This is a genomic window from Yoonia sp. (assembly GCF_036770585.1).
In the GTDB taxonomy this organism is placed as follows: Bacteria; Pseudomonadota; Alphaproteobacteria; order Rhodobacterales; family Rhodobacteraceae; genus Yoonia.
The window spans coordinates 58,377-77,811 of sequence record NZ_DAIPIW010000003.1; the positions used below are offsets into that span (position 1 = coordinate 58,377).

Sequence of the window (19,435 nt, forward strand, 5' to 3'; positions counted from 1 at the left end):
GGTCGGGAAAACGAAGTACCCCGGCCCTTTCGATGGGCCGGGGCATGGATCAGGCCATCAGGTGCCCGATTTGATACGTGTCCACATCCGTGTCACCAGACGCTGCGTGGCCGCATCATAAGGTGTCGTGGTGTAGAGCGTCTCGAGCGTCGCATCGTCAGGATAGATCGCGGTATCGCCGATCACATCCTCGATCAGGAATTCCTTCGAGGCCGCGTTGCCGTTGGCGTAATAGACGTAGTTCGACGCCTGCGCCATGTTCTGTGCGTCCAGAATGAAGTTCAGGAACACATGCGCGCCTTCGGGGTTGGGTGCGTCCACAGGAATGGCCATCTGGTCGAACCACATCAGCGCGCCCTCGGTCGGTGCGTTGTAGACGATCTCGACGCCGTTGTCGGCTTCGGCGGCGCGGTCACGGGCCTGAAGGATATCCCCCGACCAACCGAAGGCGACGCAGATGTCACCATTCGCCAGCGCGGTGATATATTCCGAGCTGTGGAATTTCTGCACGAAAGGACGCACGGCGGACAGGACCGGCTCGGCCTTCAACAGCGTTTCTTCATCCTTCGCATCGGGGTCCTCGCCGATGTATTGCAGCGCGGCCGGAATCAGCTCGGTCGGCGAATCGAGGAAGTAGACGCCGCATTCCGCCAGCTTTTCCATGTTTTCGGGATTGAAGATCAGGTCGAGCGAATCGAGCGGCGCATCCTCGCCAAGGATTTCCTGCACGCGACCGACGTTGGCGCCGATCCCGGTGGTGCCCCACATGTAGTTGATGGAATACTGCGCACCCGGATCATAGGCTTCGGTGCGTTCCAGAACGATATCCCAGAGGTTGCCGATGTTCGGCAATTGCGACTTGTCGAGCGGCTGGAAGGCACCCGCCGAGATCTGGCGCTGCAGGAAGGTGCCCGTCGGGACGACCACGTCATAGCCGGACCCACCGGCAAGCAGGCGCGTCTCAAGCACTTCGTTGCTGTCGAATACGTCGTAGATCAGCCGAAGACCGGTTTCTTCCTGAAACTTGGTCAGCAGCTCTTCGTCGATATAGTCCGACCAGTTGTAGACCCGCACCTCTTGCGCCCAGCCTGCCGAAGCAGCGGCGAAAGCAGCGGCCACAATGGTCGTGGATTTCAGATTAAGCATTCATACCTCCATTGGGGATTGCTGTAATTGACAGGTAGCTTTTATCAAAAAAAATACCTTTGCAATCAGATTGTCCAAATTTGATAGGTTTTGACTTCAGAGGTTCAGTATGGAATGCCTTTGTCCCAGAGAGGGGTGCGCATGAACCGGATGGTTGCCAAAAGGCCTGAGCACGAAACGATTTACGGGCGGGTCAAGGAAATGATCCTTTTCGGCGAATTCGTCCCCGGCCAGCCGCTGACGATCCATGGCCTTGCCGAAAAGATCGACACCGGCATCACCCCTGCCCGCGAGGCGATCCGCAGGCTGACGGCCGAAGGGGCGCTTGCCACGCTCGAAAACCGCCGGATCGAGGTGCCGGCGATGACCGCGGATCACCTCGATCAGATCGAACTGGTCCGCATGACGGTCGAGCCCGAACTGGCCAGACTTGCCGCCGCAAAGCTGAAAGCCGAAGATATTCAAGAGCTTGAGCGTCTCGATTCGCTGATCAACGAGGCGATCATGACCGGTGACGTACGCAGCTACCTCGAAGCGAACTACAGATTTCACTTCGCGCTTTACCACTATGCAGATGCGACGCTCTTGCAAGCTGTCGCCGCGGGCCTCTGGCTGCGGGTGGGCCCTTCGCTGCGGGTGATCTGTGGCCGTTTCGGGACCGACAAATTGGTCGATCACCATCGCGAGGCGACCACGGCCATGCGCGCCGGCGACCCCGACGCGGTGTCGCGCGCCATGGCCGAAGACATCCGGCAAGGCATCGCATTCGTGCGGCAGACACTCGATAACTGAATCTTGATCGCACATGATTTGGACAGGGATGCTGGAATTGACAGCACAGAATAAATTTGATCAAATTAGATCAGGGCGGCAGTCTTGCCGCAATCCGTGGTACGGGCGGGGGCCGAGTCTCTTGCGATGCCACATCCGAAAGCCAAACGACAACAGCGGCGCACAACCTTGGGCTTTGCGATGACTGTTTTCATTGTCCGGCTGCCTGCCGGCCTTACAACAAGGGGACAGCCATGAACGTGCTCGCCAATTATCCGCCGACCGCAGAACTGCAAGCCATCGATTCCGCCCACCACCTGCATCCGTTCAGCCATGCCAACGACCTTGCCAAACGCGGGCCGCGCGTGATCACCAGCGCCAAGGGCGTCTGGCTGAAAGACAGTGACGGAAACGAGATCATCGACGGCATGGCGGGCCTGTGGTGCGTGAACATCGGCTATGGCCGCGACGAGCTTGCCGATGCCGCATCGCGCCAGATGCGCGAACTGCCCTTCTACAACACCTTCTTCAAGACGACGACGGTGCCTGCGTTGATGCTGGCCAGAAAGCTGGCCGAACTGGCCCCCGGCCCGCTCAACCATGTCTTCTTCGCCAATGGCGGCTCGGACGCCAATGACACCAACATCCGGATCGTCCGCACCTACTGGGCCGAAAAGGGCCAGCCCGAGCGCAGCGTGATCATCTCGCGTTGGAACGGCTATCACGGCTCGACCATCGGCGGCGCCTCGCTGGGCGGCATGAAAGCGATGCACGGCCAAGGCGGGCTGCCGATCCCCGACATCGCCTTCATCGACCAGCCGAATTGGTGGGCCGAAGGGGGCGACATGACACCCGAGGAATTCGGGCTGGAACGCGCGCGCCAGCTGGAGGCGAAGATCAAGGAAATCGGGCCGGACCGCGTCGGCGCCTTCATCGCCGAACCCATTCAGGGCGCGGGCGGCGTGATCGTGCCGCCCGACAGCTACTGGCCCGAGATCCAGCGCATCGTGAAGAAATACGGAATCCTTCTGATCGCGGACGAGGTGATCTGCGGCTTCGGGCGCACCGCGAACTGGTTCGGATCGCAGACCGTCGGTATCGAACCCGACATCATGACCATCGCCAAGGGTCTTTCTTCGGGCTACGCGCCGATCGGTGCCTCGATCGTGACCGACGAGGTCTCGGAGGTTCTCAGCAACACCGAATTCAACCACGGCTACACCTATTCCGGGCATCCGGTCTCTTGCGCCGTGGCGCTGGAAAACCTGCGCATCCTCGAAGAAGAAGGGATCGTGGACCGTGTGCGGTCCGAGACCGCGCCCTACCTGAAACAGCAGTGGGAAGCGCTGGTCGATCACCCCCTGATCGGCGAGGCCAAGATCGCGGGCATGATGGCGTCCGTCGCGCTGACGCCGAACAAGGCGACCCGCGCCAAGTTCGACGCCCCCGCAGGCACCGCCGGTTTCATCTGCCGTGACCGGTGCTTCGCCAATAACGTGATCATGCGCAGCGTGGGTGACCGGATGATCATTTCGCCCCCGTTGACGATCACCAAGGATGAAATCGACATCCTGCTGTCGCGCGCCCGCAAGTCGATGGACGAAGCCCATGCGCAACTGAAAGCCGACGGCTTGATGGCCTGATGGACCTGCTGACTGCCAACGACCGGCCAGGGGAATATCCCCCGTCCTGGTATGCGGCTGCCGCAGACCATCTGCCGCCCTTTCCCGCGGCGCAAGGTGATCTGACCTGCGACGTCTGCGTGATCGGTGCGGGTTTCACCGGGCTGTCCACGGCATGGCATCTGGCGAAACGGGGTTACGATGTCGTGGTGCTTGATGCGCAGCGGGTCGGCTTTGGGGCCTCGGGCCGCAACGGCGGGCAGGTCAGCATGGGCCAGCGCCGCGAACAGGACGATCTGGAAGGACTTGTCGGCAAGGACCATGCCCGTGCGCTGTGGGACATCGGCGCGCAGGCGGTCGATCTGGTGAAAGAGCTTTGCGCCATGGACGAGGTCCGCACGGACTTTGCCCCGGGCATCGTCCATACCGTGCATCGCAAGCGCGACCACAAGCACAACATCGCCTATGCCGAGCATATGCACCGCCACTATGGTTATGACCGGATCAGCGTTCTTTCACCCAAAGACTGCCACGCCATCGTGAACTCGCCCGCCTACCACGGCGGCACGCTCGATCTGGGGGCGGGTCATGTGAACCCGCTGGAACTGGTGCTTGGGCTGGCGCGGCTGGCCCAGACCGCCGGCGCGCGGATCTTCGAGCAGTCGAAGGTGACAAGGCTCGACAAGGGCGACCCCGCGACCCTCCGCACGGACAAGGCGAAGATTACGGCCAGATATGTCGTGCTTGCCTGCAACGGCTATCTGGGACGGCTCGAACCCCATGTGGCCGCGCGTGTGATGCCGATCAACAACTACATCGTCGCGACCGAACCGATGAGTCCCGCCGAACAAGAAGCGATCATCGCCAATAACTACGCGGTCGCCGACAGCAAGTTCGTCGTCAACTACTTCCGGTTCTCCGAGGACCACCGGCTGCTCTTTGGTGGCACGGAAAGCTATGGCTACCGCTTTCCCAAGGACATCGCCGCCTCTGTCCGCAAACCGATGTGCGAGATCTTTCCGCAACTGAAGGACACCCGGATCGACCACGCATGGGGCGGCACGCTGAGCATCACCATGAACCGCCTGCCGCATTTCGAACGGATTGCGGGGAATATCCTGACCATGTCGGGCTATTCCGGCGCGGGTGTTGCCCTTGGCACGCTGGCAGGTCAGATCGGTGCGGATGCCATCGCCGGTCAGGCCGAAAGGTTTGACGTCATGGCGCGGATTCCCACGGTGCCTTTCCCCGGCGGTTCGGCATTCCGCACCCCGCTGATGGTGCTGGGAATGCTGTGGTACGGGTTGCGTGACCGGCTTTGACGCCGGAATTTGTCAGTTTTGTTACACGAACCCCAACTCACTAGATTTTAAAGCGTGCAAGGCTTAGTCTTGCGCCATCGGTAGACTCGACTTTCAAAGATCATTCTCATGTGTTCCGCATCTCGCCGCAATTTCACCCAAGTGAGGTTTTAGTGTCTCGATCAGCCGGTGAATTGAAAGGTAGTTGAGTATGAAGCACATTGCACAATCCATGACCCCGCAACAGGCCGCAAAGGCATTCTTCGGGCAGGATGATGCATCCTTCGCAGACACTGTGGCGATGCTGACGAAGAACGATCCGCGCCTCGCCAAAGTGTTTCTCAAAACGCGCGAGCGGTTTCTGGACAGCGAAAACTGAACGTTGGGTTGAAATCGGTCCCGGATCGTCGGGACCGGTGCTTCAAAGCGTCCGAAAACACTGAAAACAGCTTGACCTTTCGCGCCCTGACAGGTTGAACCACCCGCAGACTTTCTAGGGAATATAGGTGGTTTCGGATGGACGATCAGAACAGAAACCTGATCTTGGCGACCGTACTGAGCTTCGGGGTTATCCTTGCATGGACAACGCTGTTTCCACCCGAGGAGATCCCCGTCGATCCCGCCACGGAAGTTGCCGCATCCGTCGAAGATCCGACGCTGCCTGCGGCTGATCCTGTCACACCTGCCGCCATCCCCCCGACGTCCCAGACCGAGGCCGAAGCCGAAGCGCCCCGTATTCCGATCGCAACGGACGAATTGACCGGCTCGATTTCGCTGCTGGGCGGACGGATCGACGATCTGGCGCTGGTGCAGTATCGCGAAACCATCGATGATGACGCCCCGATTGTGCGGTTGCTGCGGCCCGTTGGCCAACCGGGGGCCTATTTTGCCAGCTTCGGCTGGACCGCGATCACCGGTGTCGATCCGGCCGCCGTGCCCGGGCCCGATACGGTCTGGTCGCTGGACAGCGGCGAAACGCTGACCCCGACCACCCCTGTCACGCTGGTCTGGGACAATGGCGCGGGTCAGATCTTTCGCACCGAAATCTCGGTCGATGACCGTTTCATGTTCAGCTTCGCCCAAAGCGTCGAGAACCTCGGCGAGGCAGAGGTCTCAGCCCGCCCCTACGGCCTGTTGCGCCGCCATGGCGAGCCTGCGGACCTGAAGAACTTCTTCATCCTGCACGAAGGTCTGGTCCGGATGACCGATGGACAGCTGGAAGAAGCCAGCTACAAGGACATCCGCAACTACAGCTTCAACGAAAGTGAACGCACCCAGGCCGAACGCCTTGAGGTGCAGCAATCCGGCTGGATCGGTTACACGGATCACTACTGGATGACGACGCTGATCCCCGATCAATCGACGCCTTTCCGGTCCACCTCGAAATACTTCGACAGCCGCGACCTCTTTCAGGCCGAGGCTGTCTTGCCCATCACGACCATCGCCGCCGGTGAAACAGCCACCGTCACGACGCAGCTTTTCGCGGGCGCCAAAGAGTGGGACGCCATCCGCGGATACCAGAACGACGGGGTCGACCGCTTTCTCGACAGCATCGACTGGGGCTGGTTCTTCTTCCTGACCAAACCGATCTTCGCGCTGCTGCACTATCTGAACATCATCATCGGCAACATGGGCTGGGCCATCATCGGCCTGACCGTGATTCTCAAGATCGCCGTGCTGCCGCTGGCCTACAAATCCTATGTCTCGATTGCCAAGATGAAGGAACTCCAACCCGAAATGGAGGCCCTGAAAGAACGTGTGGGTGACGACCGTCAGGCCCTGCAACAGGGCATGATGAAGCTTTACAAGGACAACAAGGTGAACCCCGCCGCGGGCTGTTTGCCGATCCTGTTGCAGATCCCGATCTTCTTCTCGCTCTACAAGGTGATCTTCGTCACCATCGAACTGCGCCATGCGCCATGGTTCGGCTGGATCGAGGACCTGAGCGCGCCCGATCCCTCGTCCTTCATCAACCTTTTCGGTCTTCTGCCTTTCGCGGCACCGGCGCAGGGGTCGATCCTGTCGCTGATCTTCATCGGTATCCTGCCGATCCTGCTGGGGATTTCGATGTGGTTGCAGCAAAAGCTGAACCCCGCCCCGACCGATCCGACGCAGAAGGCGATCTTTGCATGGATGCCTTGGGTCTTCATGTTCATGCTGGGGTCTTTTGCATCCGGTCTGGTGATCTACTGGATTGCGAACAACATCATCACCTTTACCCAGCAATACGCGATCATGCGCAGCCACGGCTCCAAGCCGGACCTCTTCGGAAATATCATGGGCGACCGCGCCAAGAAGAAGAAGGCGGCAGAAGGCGAAGACAGCAAATAGGATGCATGCAGCCGCCTTGCGGTGCTGCTGTATGCCGGTAAGGTCAGACGACACGATCGCCCAGAGGTAGGCCGCGATGGAACTACGTTTTCCCGAGGTGGAAACACCCGACGAGGCAAGCCTCGAAAAAGGCCGCCTGCTCTTTGCCGGTGAGACGACCTTCATCAAGGGTGTCGTGGCGATGGATGGCCTGCCCCCTGCCGACCGGGTGGAGGTCTGCTTTGCCGGCCGGTCCAACGTCGGCAAGTCCAGCCTGATCAACGCGCTGACCGGGCGCAAGGGGCTGGCGCGGGCGTCGAACACGCCGGGACGGACGCAGGAAATCAACTTCTTTACCGCAGGCGATATCTATGTGGTCGATCTGCCCGGCTACGGTTTCGCCAATGCGCCCGTCGCGGTCGTCGAGAAATGGCAGAGGCTGCTGAAGCAATATCTGTCCGGTCGCCAGACATTGCGGCGGGTCTTTGTCCTGATCGACGCGCGGCACGGGGCCAAGGCCGTGGATGAAGAGATCATGTCGCTGCTCGACGCCTCTGCCGTCACCTTTCAGGTGGTCATGACCAAGACGGACAAGCTGAAGGGCAGCGCGCTGCAGGCCTCGCTTGACAAGACCCGCGCGGCGCTGGCCAAACACCCCGCCGCCTTCCCAGAGATCATCCTCACCTCATCCGAAAAGGGCGATGGTATCCCGACGCTGCGGGCGGTCATCGCTGGCATTCAATGAAGAAAAGGGACGCCGACATGAACCGTGACTGGATCGCGACCGCACGCACACTGGCCGAAGCATTGCCGTTCATGCAGCGATACGCAGGCGCCGTCGTCGTGGTCAAGTTCGGCGGCAACGCCATGGGAGATGCCGCGGCCATGGCCGAATTCGCCCGCGACATCGTGCTGATGAAACAGGTGGGCGTGAACCCGGTCGTCGTGCATGGTGGCGGCCCGATGATCAACGAGATGCTGGACAAGCTGGGTATCACCTCGGAATTCGTGCGCGGCAAGCGCGTCACCGACCAGCGCACGGTCGAGGTGGTCGAGATGGTGCTGACCGGTCTGGTGAACAAGCGGATCGTGCAGGCGATCATGGATGAAGGCGGGCGGGCGGTCGGCCTCTCGGGCAAGGACGATGACCTGATGGTCGCCGAGGCGGACGACCCCGAACTGGGCTTCGTCGGCAGGCCGGTCGAGATGAACGTGCAGGTGCTGCGCGATCTCAATGCGGCGGGGATCATCCCCGTGGTCGCCCCCGTCGCGACAGGCATGCAATCGAACGAGACCTTCAACGTCAACGGCGACACCGCCGCCGGTGCCATTGCAGGGGCGCTGAAAGCCGACCGCCTGCTGCTGCTGACGGATGTGCCGGGCGTCAAGGATGCCAATGGCGATATCGTCACCCAACTGAGCCCCGATCAGGTCCGCGCGATGATCGCCGATGGCACCATTGCGGGCGGCATGATCCCCAAGACGGAAACCGCGCTCGACGCCATCGAGAAAGGCGTGCGCGCCGTGGTGATCCTTGACGGGCGCTTGCCGAACGCAAGCCTGCTGGAGCTGTTCACCGAGCTTGGCGCAGGCTCGATCATCCGCCTGCCGCGGGACTGAATGGGCGGCGCAGGCACCCCGGGAATGCAACTGGCAGCCTTGCTGGAACCACTCGGCTTGCGTGCTTTGGGCGATTGCATCGACGCGAGGGGGACCATCACGCTGATCGGGCCTGATGAGCCGCGCTTTTGGGATATCTTCACCGCAAGCGCCGAATTTCGCGATGCCGCAGCCGACCCGATGGATCGTTGGTCCCTGCGGGTCATAGGTGACGTCGCCGAAGCCCTGAAGGCCGAACCACTTTTCCCCTTCGGCGGCCCGCCCTATCACCCGTTCCAGTCATGGGCGGTCGCCTCGGGCCGTTTCTGGGCGTCGCCCATCGGGTTTCTGGTGCATGAAAGGGCGGGGCTTTTCGCCTCTTTCCGTGGCGCGATCCGCTGGGACAAACCGGCAGAGATCGGCACCGCCGCGCAACCCTGTCTGACCTGCGCGGCCCCCTGCAAGACCGCCTGTCCGGTGGGGGCGTTCCGTGACGGCTATGGTATCGCCGCCTGCAAATCCCATGTGACATCACCCGCCGGTGCCGACTGCCGCGCGGGCGGATGTCTTGCCCGCCGCGCCTGTCCTGTCGGGGCCAGCCGTCGCCTGCACGCCCAATCCGCATTCCATATGGAGGCCTTCCTGTGACCCAGCGCCTGATCCTGATCCGCCATGCGAAATCAAGCTGGGGCGATCCCTTCGCCGATGATCATGCACGGCCATTGAATGATCGCGGACGCGCCTCGGCGACGGCTGTGGGGCAATGGCTTGCAGCACAAGGGTATCTGCCGCAAATCGTCCTCTGCTCGGATGCGGCCCGCACGCAGGAAACCGCAGGTCTGATCCTGCCGGAATTGCCGCAGCAGCCGGAGCTGAGGCTGATGCCCCGGCTCTATCACGCAGCACCCGGGACAATTCTTGACCTCGCGCAAAAAGAGACGGCAGAGACCGTCGCGGTGATCGGCCATAATCCCGGCATCGGGATGTTGGCCAACCTGCTTGTGACCAATCCGCCGAACCATCCGCGCTTTCACGACTATCCGACCTGTGCTGTGACCGTGATCGATTTTGCCGACAGGATTGCGCACAAGGGGCATTGCGTCGCCTTCACCGTGCCGCGCGATCTGATCGGCACCACCGGTTAGGCAAAACAAAAGCCCCGGGCGCAAGTCCCGGGGCTTTGCAATCCGCTGACGGGTTCCTAATGGCCGAGAATCTGGCTAAGGAACAGCTTCGTCCGGTCCGACTTGGGGTTCAGGAAGAACTCTTCGGGTTCGTTCTGTTCGACGATCTGGCCCTGGTCCATGAAAATCACGCGGTTGGCGACCTGACGGGCAAAGCCCATCTCGTGCGTGACGCAAAGCATGGTCATCCCCTCTTCGGCAAGCTCGATCATGGTGTCGAGCACCTCTTTGATCATCTCGGGGTCCAGCGCCGAAGTCGGTTCGTCGAACAGCATGATGCGCGGTCGCATGCACAGCGAACGGGCAATCGCCACGCGCTGCTGCTGACCGCCCGAAAGCTGGCCCGGGTATTTGTCGGCCTGTTCGGGGATCTTCACCTTTTCAAGGAAATGCATTGCGATTTCCTCGGCTTCCTTCTTGGGTGTCTTGCGGACCCAGATCGGCGCCAGTGTGCAGTTTTCGAGGATCGTCAGATGCGGGAAGAGGTTGAAGTGCTGAAAGCACATGCCGACCTCGGACCTGATCTTGTCGATGTTCTTGAGGTCGGATGACAGTTCGGTCCCATCCACGATGATCTGCCCCGCCTGATGTTCCTCTAGACGGTTGATGCAGCGGATCAGCGTCGATTTGCCCGACCCCGAGGGACCGCAGATGACGATCCGCTCGCCCCGCTGGACGGTCAGGTCGATGTCGCGCAGCACGTGGAATGTGCCATACCACTTGTTCATGTTGCGGACTTCGATGGCGACCTCGTCCGAGACCTTCATCTGGCTGCGGTCGATCTCGCGCTCTTGTACCAGTTCATTCATTCACTTGGTCTCCTTAGCGGTGTTCACGCTGGAGCTTCTTCTCCAGGTAGAGTGAGTAACGGCCCATGCTGTAGCAGAAGATGAAGAACATGATGCCGATGAAGAGGAAAAGCTCCCAGTAGATGCCGTTCCAGTCTGTCGAGGCGCGGATCGCGTTGGACAAACCGATGGGGTCCAGCAGGCCGATGAACACGACCAGCGTGGTATCCTTGAACAGCCCGATGAAGGTGTTCACGATACCCGGGATCGAGATTTTCAGCGCCTGTGGCAGGATGATCAGGCGCATGGATTTCCAGTAATCCAGACCCAGCGCATCCGCAGCCTCGTACTGGCCCTTGGGCAGGGCAGCCAGACCACCCCTGACCACCTCGGCGATATAGGCGGCCGAGAACAGCGTCACCATGATGATCACGCGCAGCATCAGATCGAAGTTCGTGCCGGGCGGCAGGAAGTAGTTCAGCAGAAGCGACGCAGTGAACAGCCAAACGATCAGCGGCACGCCACGGATCACCTCGATAAAGACGACCGCCGACGCCTTGATGATGACAAGGTTCGACTGCCGCCCCAAGGCCAACAGGATGCCCAAAGGCAACGACAGGATGATCGCCGCAATGCCGATGATCACCGACAGGGTGAAGCCGCCAAAGTCCTTGGAGGGGATGAAAGGCAGGCCGATGGGTGCCACTGCCGTCATCGCGCCAGCGATGGGTGCGGCAAGGAACAGCCAGAAGAGGATCGGCAAGATGATCGCGGCGATCGTCCCCAGCAAGCTGCTGACAGGTGTCAGCAACTTGAACCCGAAGTAGCCCACCACAAAGCCACCGGCGACAGCGATCGGTCCCCAGATCGAACCACCCCACAGCAGCATATACATCAGGAACGGCGCAAGAAGCGTCCCGATCAGCATCTGCCGCGGCAGCTTGTCGAAAAGCACGGGCGCGATCCCGACGAAGAACACCAGCAGGGCGACGACAGGCCGCCAATAGGCGTTTTGCGGATAAAAGCCGAAGATCAACTGCGGCCAGCGTTCGGTGATCACGGCGAAACAGGCCGCCGAGGCGCCCTCGCCCAGGGTCGCGTTCCGGATTTCGCGGCATTGCGCAAGCGAGTCGGCCTGCCAGATGCCATTCACCAACCACGGACCGATATGGCTTGCGATCCAGTAGACCACATAGACCGAGATCACGGTCAGCAGGGCATTCAGCGGCGACGAGAACAGGTTCTCGCGCAGCCACTTGATCACACCCACCTCGGTGATCGGTGGGGGTTGCTCGCCGATCATCTCTTTGCGGACATAGGATGCGTTGGATGCGTTGATATCGGACATCTTAGCGCTCCTTGATCTGGGTTGAGCGGTTGTAGAAGTTCATGCCCGCCGAAATCAGCAGCGAGAGCGCCAGGTAGAAGCCACCCAGCAGCAGCATCCCTTCCAGCTCGCGTCCGGTCTGGTTGATGGTGATCCCGCCAAGCGTGGCGCGGACGTCCATGTAGCCCACGGCGATCGCCAGTGACGAGTTCTTGGTCAGGTTCAGGAACTGCGAGATCAGCGGCGGCACGATGACCCGCATCGCCTGCGGCAGGATGATCAGGTTCATCGTGCGGTTCGGCTGCAACCCAAGTGCAAAGGCGGCCTCGCTCTGGCCTTTCGAGATGGCAAGGATACCGCCGCGCACGATCTCGGCGATGAATGCCCCGGTATAAAGCGACAGCGCAAGCCAAAGCGCGATCAGCGAGTTGCGCAGGTGGATACCGTCGGTGAAATTGAACCCCTGCAGGAAGGGCTTGACGATGGTCATGCCCAGCGCAAAGGCGACAATGGCGAAGGGCACGACCAACAGTCCGATCTGAAGATACCACGTCACCGGACGGATACCCGTCGCCTCCTGGATGCGGTCAGCGCGTCTCCGGACAAAGCGGATCGCGGCGATGCTCAGCCCCAGGGTGACCAAGATCAACAGCCAGTCCAGCCCACCAGAGGCGACAGGCGTCGCGCCATCCATCGGGGCGACCGCTTCGTTTCCGCTGATCGAATTGGTGAAGGCGAGGCGCGGAATATAGACGCCACGGTTGGTAATGGCGACGGACTCCCCAAAGACCATCGAGGCTTCCGGATCATCCCCGCGGAAGTCGCGCGGCTGCGGCATGCTTTCGGTCATGATCGCGAAGATCAGAATGATCCAGAGCAGCAGCGGCACATTCCGGAAGCCTTCGACGTAGACCGCCATCAGCTTGTTGACGACCCAGTTCTTCGACAGGCGCAGGACCCCTGCGATCACACCGATGATGGTGGCGGTGATACACCCCAGCACCGCGACCAGCAGGGTGTTGAGAATCCCGACCAGCGCCGCGCGTCCGTGCGACATCTGGTTGTCGTATTCGATCAGGCGCTGGTTGATATCGTAGCCGGCAGGATTGCTCAAAAAGCCGAAATTGAAATCCTTGCCAAGGGTCGCGAGGTTCTGGACCGTATTGTTGATCAACCAGGCAAATGCCGCAGCGATCAGGATCAGGGCGACAACCTGAATCGTGATGGAACGATACCGTGTGTCATAAATAAGCTGGCTTAACCGAAACGCAGGCTTCGGTGGGTCGGTTAGGGTCGACATATATAGCTCCCGCTGTGCCGGTCATTTGCGTGCAGGCCTCGGGTTGACCCAAGTGTCGCTGCAGGCTGTGGCATTATTCTTGTCGGCCGGAGGCCGGTTGACAAAGGGCCCGGTTTGAAACCGGGCCCTTTGCAATTTTCCGACTTAGCGGAATGGCGGTGCGTAGAGCAGACCACCGTCGGTCCACTGTGCGTTCAGACCGCGGGCCAGACCGATCGGTGTGTTCTCACCGATGTTGGTCTCGAACAGTTCGCCGTAGTTGCCGCCAGCGGCAATGGCATTGGCTGCCCAGTTCGCGTCCAGACCCAGCATCGCGCCCAGTTCACCTTCCGTGCCCAGAAGACGGTTGACTTCGGGGTTGTCGGTGGGTGCTGCGGCCAACTCTGCGACGTTGGCAGAAGTGATGCCCAGCTCTTCAGCAGCGATCAGTGCGTTCAGCGTCCAGCGGACGATATCGCCCCACTCGTTGTCACCATGACGGACCAGCGGGCCAAGTGGCTCTTTCGAGACGATCTCGGGCAGCAGGACATGGTCGCCGGGGTTTTCGAAGGTCGCGCGTGTCGCGGCCAGACCGGAAGCGTCCGTCGTGTAGACGTCGCAGGCACCGGCAAGGTACTGCTGCTGTGCTTCGGCGTTGGTTTCGATCGGCACCGGCTCGTAGCTGATGTTGTTGATGCGGAAGAAGTCGGCAAGGTTCAGCTCGGTCGTGGTGCCGGTCTGGATGCAGACTGTCGCGCCATCGAGCTCGGTTGCAGATGTCACGCCGAGGTCACGCGGAACCATGAAGCCCTGACCGTCGTAGTAGTTGATCCCGACGAATTCGAACTTCAGGTCGACGTCGCGGCTGAAGGTCCATGTGGTGTTACGGGCAAGCACGTCGATCTCACCGGACGCCAGCGCCGTAAAGCGTGTCTGACCAGTGGTCGGCACGAATTCGACAGCAGTTGGGTCGCCGAAGATCGCGGCTGCAACAGCGCGGCAGACGCCGACGTCAAAGCCTTCCCAGACGCCGTTTGCGTCCGGGGCTGCAAAGCCCGTCAGACCGGTCGTCACGCCACAGTTCAGAGAGCCACGTGCCTTGACGTCGTCAAGTGTCGCTGCAGCAGCTGACGAAGCAGCGATACCAGCAACTGCCAGTGCACCGAAGAATGCGGTTTTTTTCATTTTTACCTCTTCCTGAGTTGCCATCCCGAAGGATGGTCATTTTTTGTCCCGTCCCGACAGACGGTCATGAGAAGAAAGGGGCAGACGCCCCCATCAGTGGACCAAGACTTTGTTTATTCGCGACCGGAGTCAAGAGCGCTTCACCCGAATCGCTGGGCAATTGACCGAAAAATAGGCAAATATGGTCGGTTTTGCCGGATTTCCATCGGCCCTGTCACCGCTGGGTCAAGCGATAGAATCGCGCAGCGGCAACGAAGGCTTGCCGTTTGGATTCCGCGCTGATGGCGGCGTCTTCGTCCTCGCCCCATTGCGCGATTTGCCAATCTTCGTCGATACGTGACAACCGCCAGGCGTCCTCTTCGCCCAAGGCCGCATGGGTGACCGCAAGGGCCAGAACAAGCGATCCGGAAATGCTGACCAGATCGTGAACCGCCGCCAGTTCGAAGTCATCGAAGCGCGCAAGTTCCGCCCGCAGCAGGCCAAGCGCCCGTTCGGTCTGGGGCACATGCATGACCCCCTCGCCCACGAAAAGCCGCGCGCCCAGCGCATTGGCCGCCCAGTCGAGCATCGGATCCCAGCCTGCCGCCTGACGGGCGACCAGATTTTCCGGCCCGGTGGCGCGATAGCACAGAAGGTCGCTGTCCCCATATTCGGCCAATAGCGCGACGACCTCGTCGCGCTGCACGCGCACCTTGTCGATGGCGGCATTGGCGCCTTTGGTGACGGGCATCGTGGCGGGGTCGACGTCATGGGCCTGCGCGTCCCATTCGGCGGCGATTGCCTCGGCGAGGGCAAGGGTCGGCACGATCAGCGGGGCCTTGGCGGGGGTCCGCACGGGCCGCGCATCCAGCGCGATGACAAAACCCTGCTCAGCCTCGACGACCTTTGCCTCTTTCCAGAACCGCTTTGGTTTCCAATCGCTCATTGTCTATTCGCCCAGTAGCCTGTCCACAGCCGCATCCAGCGCCGCGAAGTTTTCGATCATCGCGTCCGGCATCAGATGCGCGGCCGGATGATAGCCCCAAGGGACCCCGATTTTCCTGATCCCCGCCGCACGCGCCATGTCCATGTCGAAGGTCGTATCGCCCACCATGACCGCACGCTGCGCGGCGACGCCGGTGTCGTTCAAAGCCGTCAGGATCATCGAGGGGTGCGGCTTGCTGGGGTGGTCATCGGCGACCTGTTCGCTGTGGAACACCCCCGTCAGCCCGTGCCGTTCCAGCACCTTGTCGAGACCACGGCGCGACTTGCCCGTTGCCACGGCCAGCAGCGTGTCGTCGCGGGCCAGCAGCCGGTCGATGGCATCACGCGCACCGGGAAAGAGCGGGCCCATTTCCTTGTGGCCAGCCCGCAACCCGACGAAAGCGTCCTTGTAGGCATCCACCATCCGCAGATGCTGTCCGCTATCGGCATCGGGCAGCAGCCGCCGCATCGCCTCGGCCAGTGACAGGCCGACGATCGACAGGACCGCCGCCCGTTCCGGCAAGGTCAACCCTTCAGAATGGTAGGCCGCTGCCATGGCCGCCATGATCTCGGTCTGACTGTCGACGAGGGTGCCGTCGACGTCGAAAATGACAAGGCGCAGGTCACTCATCAGGCATGAAGAAGGGATCGACGGGGGCGTGGCCCACGACCCAGCCCACGAAATCCCATGTGTGTTGCATATGTTCGGGCAGATCGGCGGTGATGTGCATCGTCGCCCCCGTCGCCGGATGCTGGAACGTCAGGCTGCGCGCATGCAGATGCAGCTTGCGGCCGATCTCGGACCCCATGCCCGCGCCCCAACCATCGCCGAGGTTTTCCTGAGACGACCCGCCATACTTTCCGTCACCGACAATCGGATGCCCGATCTCGGCCATATGGGCGCGCAACTGGTGCGTCCGGCCGGTGACCGGCACCAGCGCGCACCATGCCGCACGGCTGGCCAGCACATCCATCACGGCATAGTCGCTGACCGCACGCTTTGCCCCCTCGACCTTGTCGATGTCATTGGGATGCACACACCGCATCTTTTCGTTCTCGCCACCACGCCCGTGACCGGGCGCCTTGACCAACCCGTATTTGATCGTCCCTGCGCGCGGATGCGGCACGCCGGCCACCGCCGCCCAGTAGATCTTGCGGGTCTCGCGGTGTTTGAGGTTCTCTGTCAGCTTGGCCGCCATCAGCCGCGAGCGGGCGAGCAACAGGACACCGGAGGTGTCCTTGTCCAGACGGTGGACCAGACGGGGCTTTTCGTCGTCATCGAACATCAGCGCCTCGGACAGGCCGTCCACATGGCGCGTGGTCTTCGAGCCGCCCTGCGTCGCCAGCCCCGGCGGCTTGTTGATCGCGATGATATGGTCGTCGCGGTAGATCACGCAGGACTGGATGAACTTTGCATCCGCCTTGGTGATCCCGCGCTTGGCCATCAGGCGCGAGGCCTCTGCCTCTTGCTCGGTCGGCAGGGGCGGGATGCGGACCTTCTGGCCCGTGTCCAGCCGTGTGTTCGGCTTGACGCGGCCACCGTCCACGCGCAACTCGCCCTTGCGGCACATCTTTTCGATGCGGCCTTGGGTCAGATGCGGGAAAAGGCGGCGCAGATAGCGGTCAAGCCGCTGTTCGGCATCTTCGGGGCCGACGGTTCTTGTGTGAACGCCACTCATGCGGCACCTCCTTTGGCAAGCCAGAGACCCGCGCCACAGGCCAGAATGGACAGAACGACCGACGCCAGCACATAGCCGCCCGCCGCCGCGAGCCGCCCGCCCTCGAGCAGCCGCAGCGTGTCCAGCGAAAAGGCCGAGAACGTGGTGAAACCGCCAAGGATACCGGTCATCACGAAGGGCAACCAGGCCTGCAGGCCACGCGCGGCAAAGGCCACCCAGACGACACCGATCAGGAATGACCCGGCCACATTGATCACAAGCGTCCCCAGCGGGAAGGCCACCGCCAGCCCCACCAGATAGCGCAGCACAGCGCCCAAAGCGCCCCCGAGCGCTGCAGAGATCACAGGTGTCATCATGGGGTTCCCATGCGGGTTTCGCGCCTGATCGTCAAGGCTTGCCCCGTTTCGCGCGCAATCCGGCGAAGTAGTCGACACGCTTTTTCAACTCGCGCTCGAACCCGCGATCGACGGGGGTGTAATAGACGCCGCGCTTCATGCCTTCGGGAAAGTAGTTCTGCCCGCTGAACCCGTCTTCGGCGTCATGGTCGTAAGAATAGCCCGCACCGAACCCCTGCTCTTTCATCAGCTTGGTCGGCGCGTTCAGGATATGCGCGGGCGGCGGTTCCGATCCGGTCTGTTTGGCCGCCGCCACAGCACCCTTGTAGGCCGCATAAGCCGCGTTCGATTTGGGCGCGAGGGCAAGGTATATGACCGCCTGCGCCAGCGCCAATTCGCCCTCTGGCGAACCAAGGCGTTCGTAGGTCTCCCATGATTGCAGACAGATCGCCTGCGCCTGCGGGTCGGCGAGGCCGATATCCTCGACCGCCATGCGGGTGATGCGGCGGGCGAGATAGCGCGGGTCCTCGCCCCCTGCCAGCATCCGCGCGAACCAGTAAAGGGCCGCGTCGGGGTCAGAGCCGCGGACGGATTTGTGCAGGGCGGAAATCAGGTTGTAATGTTCGTCACCTGACTTGTCGTATTTCGCCGCGCGCTTCATCAGGCGTTTGGTCAGCGCCTCACGGTCCAGTTTGCCGTCGGTCTTCCATGCCGCCACCTGCTCGATCAGGTTCAGCAGCGCGCGGCCATCGCCATCGGCCATATCGAGAAGTGCATCGCGCGCAGGGCCATCAAGCGGCAAGGCCTTGCCCAGTTCCTTTTCGGCCCGTTGCGCCAGAAGTTCGAGGTCTTTCAGGTCGAGCCGTTTGAGGACGAACACCTGCGCGCGGGACAGCACAGCGGCGTTCAATTCAAAGCTGGGGTTCTCGGTCGTGGCCCCCACCAGCAGGATCGTGCCGTCTTCCATATGGGGCAGGAAGCCGTCCTGCTGGGCCTTGTTGAAACGGTGGATTTCATCGACGAACAAAAGCGTGCCCTTGCCGTTCTGGCGGCGCAGCTTGGCGGCCTCGAAGACCTTGCGCAACTCGGGGACGCCCGTGAAAATCGCGCTGATCTGGACGAAATGCAGGTCGGTTTCATCGGCCAGTAGCCGCGCGATGGTGGTCTTGCCCACCCCCGGCGGCCCCCAGAAGATCAGCGATGACAGCGACCCCGAGGCCAGCATGGCCCCCAGCGGCGCATCAGGGCCAAGCACCTGATCCTGCCCGATCACTTGCGCCAGTTTCCTGGGCCGCAACCTGTCAGCCAGCGGGCGCGGGCCTGCGGGGGCAGAGGAAGGGGCGCTGTCAAAGAGATCGGCCATGGGCAATACAATATGGGTTGCGCGAAAAAGCGAAAGCCCCGCCGAATGGCAGGGCTTTGCAAGGATCAATGGGCCAGGACCTTAGTCTTCGGCGTTCTCGTATTCTTCCATGCGGGCCTTGTCGGCAGCGCCCTTGGCATCCACGTCGCGGTCCACGAATTCGATGATCGCCATCGGCGCCATGTCGCCGTAACGGAAGCCGGCCTTCATGATGCGGATGTAGCCACCCTGACGCTCGGCATAACGTGGGCCCAGAACCTCGAACAGTTTGGTCACGTGGATATCCTGCTTGAGCTGCGCATTCGCCTGACGGCGGGCGTGCAGGTCGCCGCGCTTGCCCAGCGTGACCAGCTTTTCCACCACGCGGCGCAATTCCTTGGCCTTGGGCAGTGTTGTCTTGATTTGCTCATGCTCGATGAGCGAGCCTGCCATGTTCGCGAACAACGCCTTGCGGTGCTCGTGTGTGCGGTTCAGGCGGCGGTAACCTCTTGCGTGACGCATGTGATAATCTCCATTTCGTTTTAGGGTGGGCCATGGCGCTGCGTGACGCCGGCTCCGTTATTGGGGCGGAATTGCCCGTGTG

The 19,435-nt window shown here is 61.5% G+C and carries 20 protein-coding genes; 9 read left to right on the forward strand and 11 right to left on the reverse strand.

From position 1 onward, the window contains the following. Positions 1 to 57: 57 nt before the first annotated feature. Positions 58 to 1,146, reverse strand: a complete 1,089-nt coding sequence (locus V7N12_RS01240) for a polyamine ABC transporter substrate-binding protein (RefSeq protein WP_333712084.1) — start codon at positions 1,144 to 1,146, stop codon at positions 58 to 60. Positions 1,147 to 1,287: 141 nt separating this feature from the next. Here V7N12_RS01240 and V7N12_RS01245 point away from each other — a divergent pair, with 141 nt between their 5' ends. The 9 genes from V7N12_RS01245 to V7N12_RS01285 all read left to right on the forward strand — a co-directional run bounded on the left by V7N12_RS01245 (position 1,288) and on the right by V7N12_RS01285 (position 9,894). Further along, positions 1,288 to 1,938, forward strand: coding sequence for a GntR family transcriptional regulator (locus V7N12_RS01245; RefSeq protein ID WP_333712085.1), 651 nt, complete (start codon positions 1,288 to 1,290; stop codon positions 1,936 to 1,938). A gap of 233 nt (positions 1,939 to 2,171) precedes the next feature. After that, positions 2,172 to 3,560, forward strand: a complete 1,389-nt coding sequence (locus tag V7N12_RS01250; protein WP_333712086.1) for an aspartate aminotransferase family protein — start codon at positions 2,172 to 2,174, stop codon at positions 3,558 to 3,560. Beyond that, on the forward strand, positions 3,560 to 4,861 hold the full coding sequence (locus V7N12_RS01255; RefSeq protein WP_333712087.1) for an NAD(P)/FAD-dependent oxidoreductase: 1,302 nt from the start codon (positions 3,560 to 3,562) through the stop codon (positions 4,859 to 4,861). The genes V7N12_RS01250 and V7N12_RS01255 overlap by 1 nt, the downstream gene beginning before the upstream one ends. Before the next feature lie 190 nt (positions 4,862 to 5,051). Then, positions 5,052 to 5,219, forward strand: coding sequence for a hypothetical protein (locus V7N12_RS01260; protein ID WP_333712088.1), 168 nt, complete (start codon positions 5,052 to 5,054; stop codon positions 5,217 to 5,219). A 137-nt stretch (positions 5,220 to 5,356) separates the two neighbouring features. Continuing rightward, complete coding sequence (gene yidC, locus V7N12_RS01265) at positions 5,357 to 7,171, forward strand: membrane protein insertase YidC (RefSeq protein ID WP_333712089.1); 1,815 nt, start codon at positions 5,357 to 5,359, stop codon at positions 7,169 to 7,171. A gap of 76 nt (positions 7,172 to 7,247) precedes the next feature. Beyond that, positions 7,248 to 7,895, forward strand: a complete 648-nt coding sequence (yihA, locus tag V7N12_RS01270) for a ribosome biogenesis GTP-binding protein YihA/YsxC (protein ID WP_333712090.1) — start codon at positions 7,248 to 7,250, stop codon at positions 7,893 to 7,895. A 17-nt stretch (positions 7,896 to 7,912) separates the two neighbouring features. Next, complete coding sequence (gene argB / locus V7N12_RS01275; RefSeq protein WP_333712092.1) at positions 7,913 to 8,770, forward strand: acetylglutamate kinase; 858 nt, start codon at positions 7,913 to 7,915, stop codon at positions 8,768 to 8,770. Between the two features lie 24 nt (positions 8,771 to 8,794). Next, positions 8,795 to 9,397 (forward strand): ferredoxin, encoded by a 603-nt coding sequence (locus V7N12_RS01280; RefSeq protein WP_333712094.1) that lies wholly within the window; start codon positions 8,795 to 8,797, stop codon positions 9,395 to 9,397. Beyond that, positions 9,394 to 9,894, forward strand: a complete 501-nt coding sequence (locus V7N12_RS01285; protein WP_333712095.1) for a SixA phosphatase family protein — start codon at positions 9,394 to 9,396, stop codon at positions 9,892 to 9,894. Before V7N12_RS01280 ends, V7N12_RS01285 begins: the two co-directional genes overlap by 4 nt. Positions 9,895 to 9,950: 56 nt before the next feature. Here the strand turns inward: V7N12_RS01285 and V7N12_RS01290 are convergent, their stop codons facing one another. The 10 genes from V7N12_RS01290 to rplQ form a co-directional block, all read right to left on the reverse strand. Next, positions 9,951 to 10,742 carry an amino acid ABC transporter ATP-binding protein gene (locus V7N12_RS01290; RefSeq protein ID WP_333712097.1) on the reverse strand — a complete coding sequence of 264 codons (792 nt, stop codon included), beginning with the start codon at positions 10,740 to 10,742 and terminating at the stop codon, positions 9,951 to 9,953. A 13-nt stretch (positions 10,743 to 10,755) separates the two neighbouring features. Continuing rightward, entirely contained in the window at positions 10,756 to 12,069 is a 1,314-nt protein-coding gene (locus V7N12_RS01295; protein ID WP_333712099.1) for an amino acid ABC transporter permease, read from the reverse strand. 1 nt (position 12,070) lies between these two features. Next, a complete protein-coding gene (locus V7N12_RS01300) occupies positions 12,071 to 13,348 on the reverse strand; it encodes an amino acid ABC transporter permease (RefSeq protein ID WP_333712101.1) in 1,278 nt (425 codons plus the stop codon). 144 nt (positions 13,349 to 13,492) lie between these two features. Then, a complete protein-coding gene (locus V7N12_RS01305; protein WP_333712103.1) occupies positions 13,493 to 14,512 on the reverse strand; it encodes an amino acid ABC transporter substrate-binding protein in 1,020 nt (339 codons plus the stop codon). Between the two features lie 214 nt (positions 14,513 to 14,726). Continuing rightward, positions 14,727 to 15,437, reverse strand: a complete 711-nt coding sequence (locus V7N12_RS01310) for an ATP12 family chaperone protein (RefSeq protein ID WP_333712105.1) — start codon at positions 15,435 to 15,437, stop codon at positions 14,727 to 14,729. A gap of 3 nt (positions 15,438 to 15,440) precedes the next feature. Further along, complete coding sequence (locus tag V7N12_RS01315; protein WP_333712106.1) at positions 15,441 to 16,106, reverse strand: HAD-IA family hydrolase; 666 nt, start codon at positions 16,104 to 16,106, stop codon at positions 15,441 to 15,443. Continuing rightward, positions 16,099 to 17,154 (reverse strand): RluA family pseudouridine synthase, encoded by a 1,056-nt coding sequence (locus V7N12_RS01320; RefSeq protein WP_333712108.1) that lies wholly within the window; start codon positions 17,152 to 17,154, stop codon positions 16,099 to 16,101. The genes V7N12_RS01315 and V7N12_RS01320 overlap by 8 nt, the downstream gene beginning before the upstream one ends. Further along, entirely contained in the window at positions 17,151 to 17,510 is a 360-nt protein-coding gene (locus V7N12_RS01325) for a fluoride efflux transporter FluC (RefSeq protein ID WP_333712110.1), read from the reverse strand. Before V7N12_RS01325 ends, V7N12_RS01320 begins: the two co-directional genes overlap by 4 nt. Before the next feature lie 31 nt (positions 17,511 to 17,541). Then, positions 17,542 to 18,852 carry a replication-associated recombination protein A gene (locus tag V7N12_RS01330; protein WP_333712112.1) on the reverse strand — a complete coding sequence of 437 codons (1,311 nt, stop codon included), beginning with the start codon at positions 18,850 to 18,852 and terminating at the stop codon, positions 17,542 to 17,544. 81 nt (positions 18,853 to 18,933) lie between these two features. Then, entirely contained in the window at positions 18,934 to 19,353 is a 420-nt protein-coding gene (gene rplQ, locus V7N12_RS01335) for a 50S ribosomal protein L17 (RefSeq protein WP_333712113.1), read from the reverse strand. Positions 19,354 to 19,435: the final 82 nt, after the last annotated feature.

Coding starts and splice junctions, on each gene's coding strand:
- V7N12_RS01240 (WP_333712084.1), bottom strand. CDS start 1,146: ATGCTTAATCTGAAATCCACGACCATTGTGGCCGCTGCTTTCGCCGCT.
- V7N12_RS01245 (WP_333712085.1), top strand. CDS start 1,288: ATGAACCGGATGGTTGCCAAAAGGCCTGAGCACGAAACGATTTACGGG.
- V7N12_RS01250 (WP_333712086.1), top strand. CDS start 2,172: ATGAACGTGCTCGCCAATTATCCGCCGACCGCAGAACTGCAAGCCATC.
- V7N12_RS01255 (WP_333712087.1), top strand. CDS start 3,560: ATGGACCTGCTGACTGCCAACGACCGGCCAGGGGAATATCCCCCGTCC.
- V7N12_RS01260 (WP_333712088.1), top strand. CDS start 5,052: ATGAAGCACATTGCACAATCCATGACCCCGCAACAGGCCGCAAAGGCA.
- yidC (WP_333712089.1), top strand. CDS start 5,357: ATGGACGATCAGAACAGAAACCTGATCTTGGCGACCGTACTGAGCTTC.
- yihA (WP_333712090.1), top strand. CDS start 7,248: ATGGAACTACGTTTTCCCGAGGTGGAAACACCCGACGAGGCAAGCCTC.
- argB (WP_333712092.1), top strand. CDS start 7,913: ATGAACCGTGACTGGATCGCGACCGCACGCACACTGGCCGAAGCATTG.
- V7N12_RS01280 (WP_333712094.1), top strand. CDS start 8,795: ATGCAACTGGCAGCCTTGCTGGAACCACTCGGCTTGCGTGCTTTGGGC.
- V7N12_RS01290 (WP_333712097.1), bottom strand. CDS start 10,742: ATGAATGAACTGGTACAAGAGCGCGAGATCGACCGCAGCCAGATGAAG.
- V7N12_RS01295 (WP_333712099.1), bottom strand. CDS start 12,069: ATGTCCGATATCAACGCATCCAACGCATCCTATGTCCGCAAAGAGATG.
- V7N12_RS01300 (WP_333712101.1), bottom strand. CDS start 13,348: ATGTCGACCCTAACCGACCCACCGAAGCCTGCGTTTCGGTTAAGCCAG.
- V7N12_RS01305 (WP_333712103.1), bottom strand. CDS start 14,512: ATGAAAAAAACCGCATTCTTCGGTGCACTGGCAGTTGCTGGTATCGCT.
- V7N12_RS01310 (WP_333712105.1), bottom strand. CDS start 15,437: ATGAGCGATTGGAAACCAAAGCGGTTCTGGAAAGAGGCAAAGGTCGTC.
- V7N12_RS01315 (WP_333712106.1), bottom strand. CDS start 16,106: ATGAGTGACCTGCGCCTTGTCATTTTCGACGTCGACGGCACCCTCGTC.
- V7N12_RS01320 (WP_333712108.1), bottom strand. CDS start 17,154: ATGAGTGGCGTTCACACAAGAACCGTCGGCCCCGAAGATGCCGAACAG.
- V7N12_RS01325 (WP_333712110.1), bottom strand. CDS start 17,510: ATGATGACACCTGTGATCTCTGCAGCGCTCGGGGGCGCTTTGGGCGCT.
- V7N12_RS01330 (WP_333712112.1), bottom strand. CDS start 18,852: ATGGCCGATCTCTTTGACAGCGCCCCTTCCTCTGCCCCCGCAGGCCCG.
- rplQ (WP_333712113.1), bottom strand. CDS start 19,353: ATGCGTCACGCAAGAGGTTACCGCCGCCTGAACCGCACACACGAGCAC.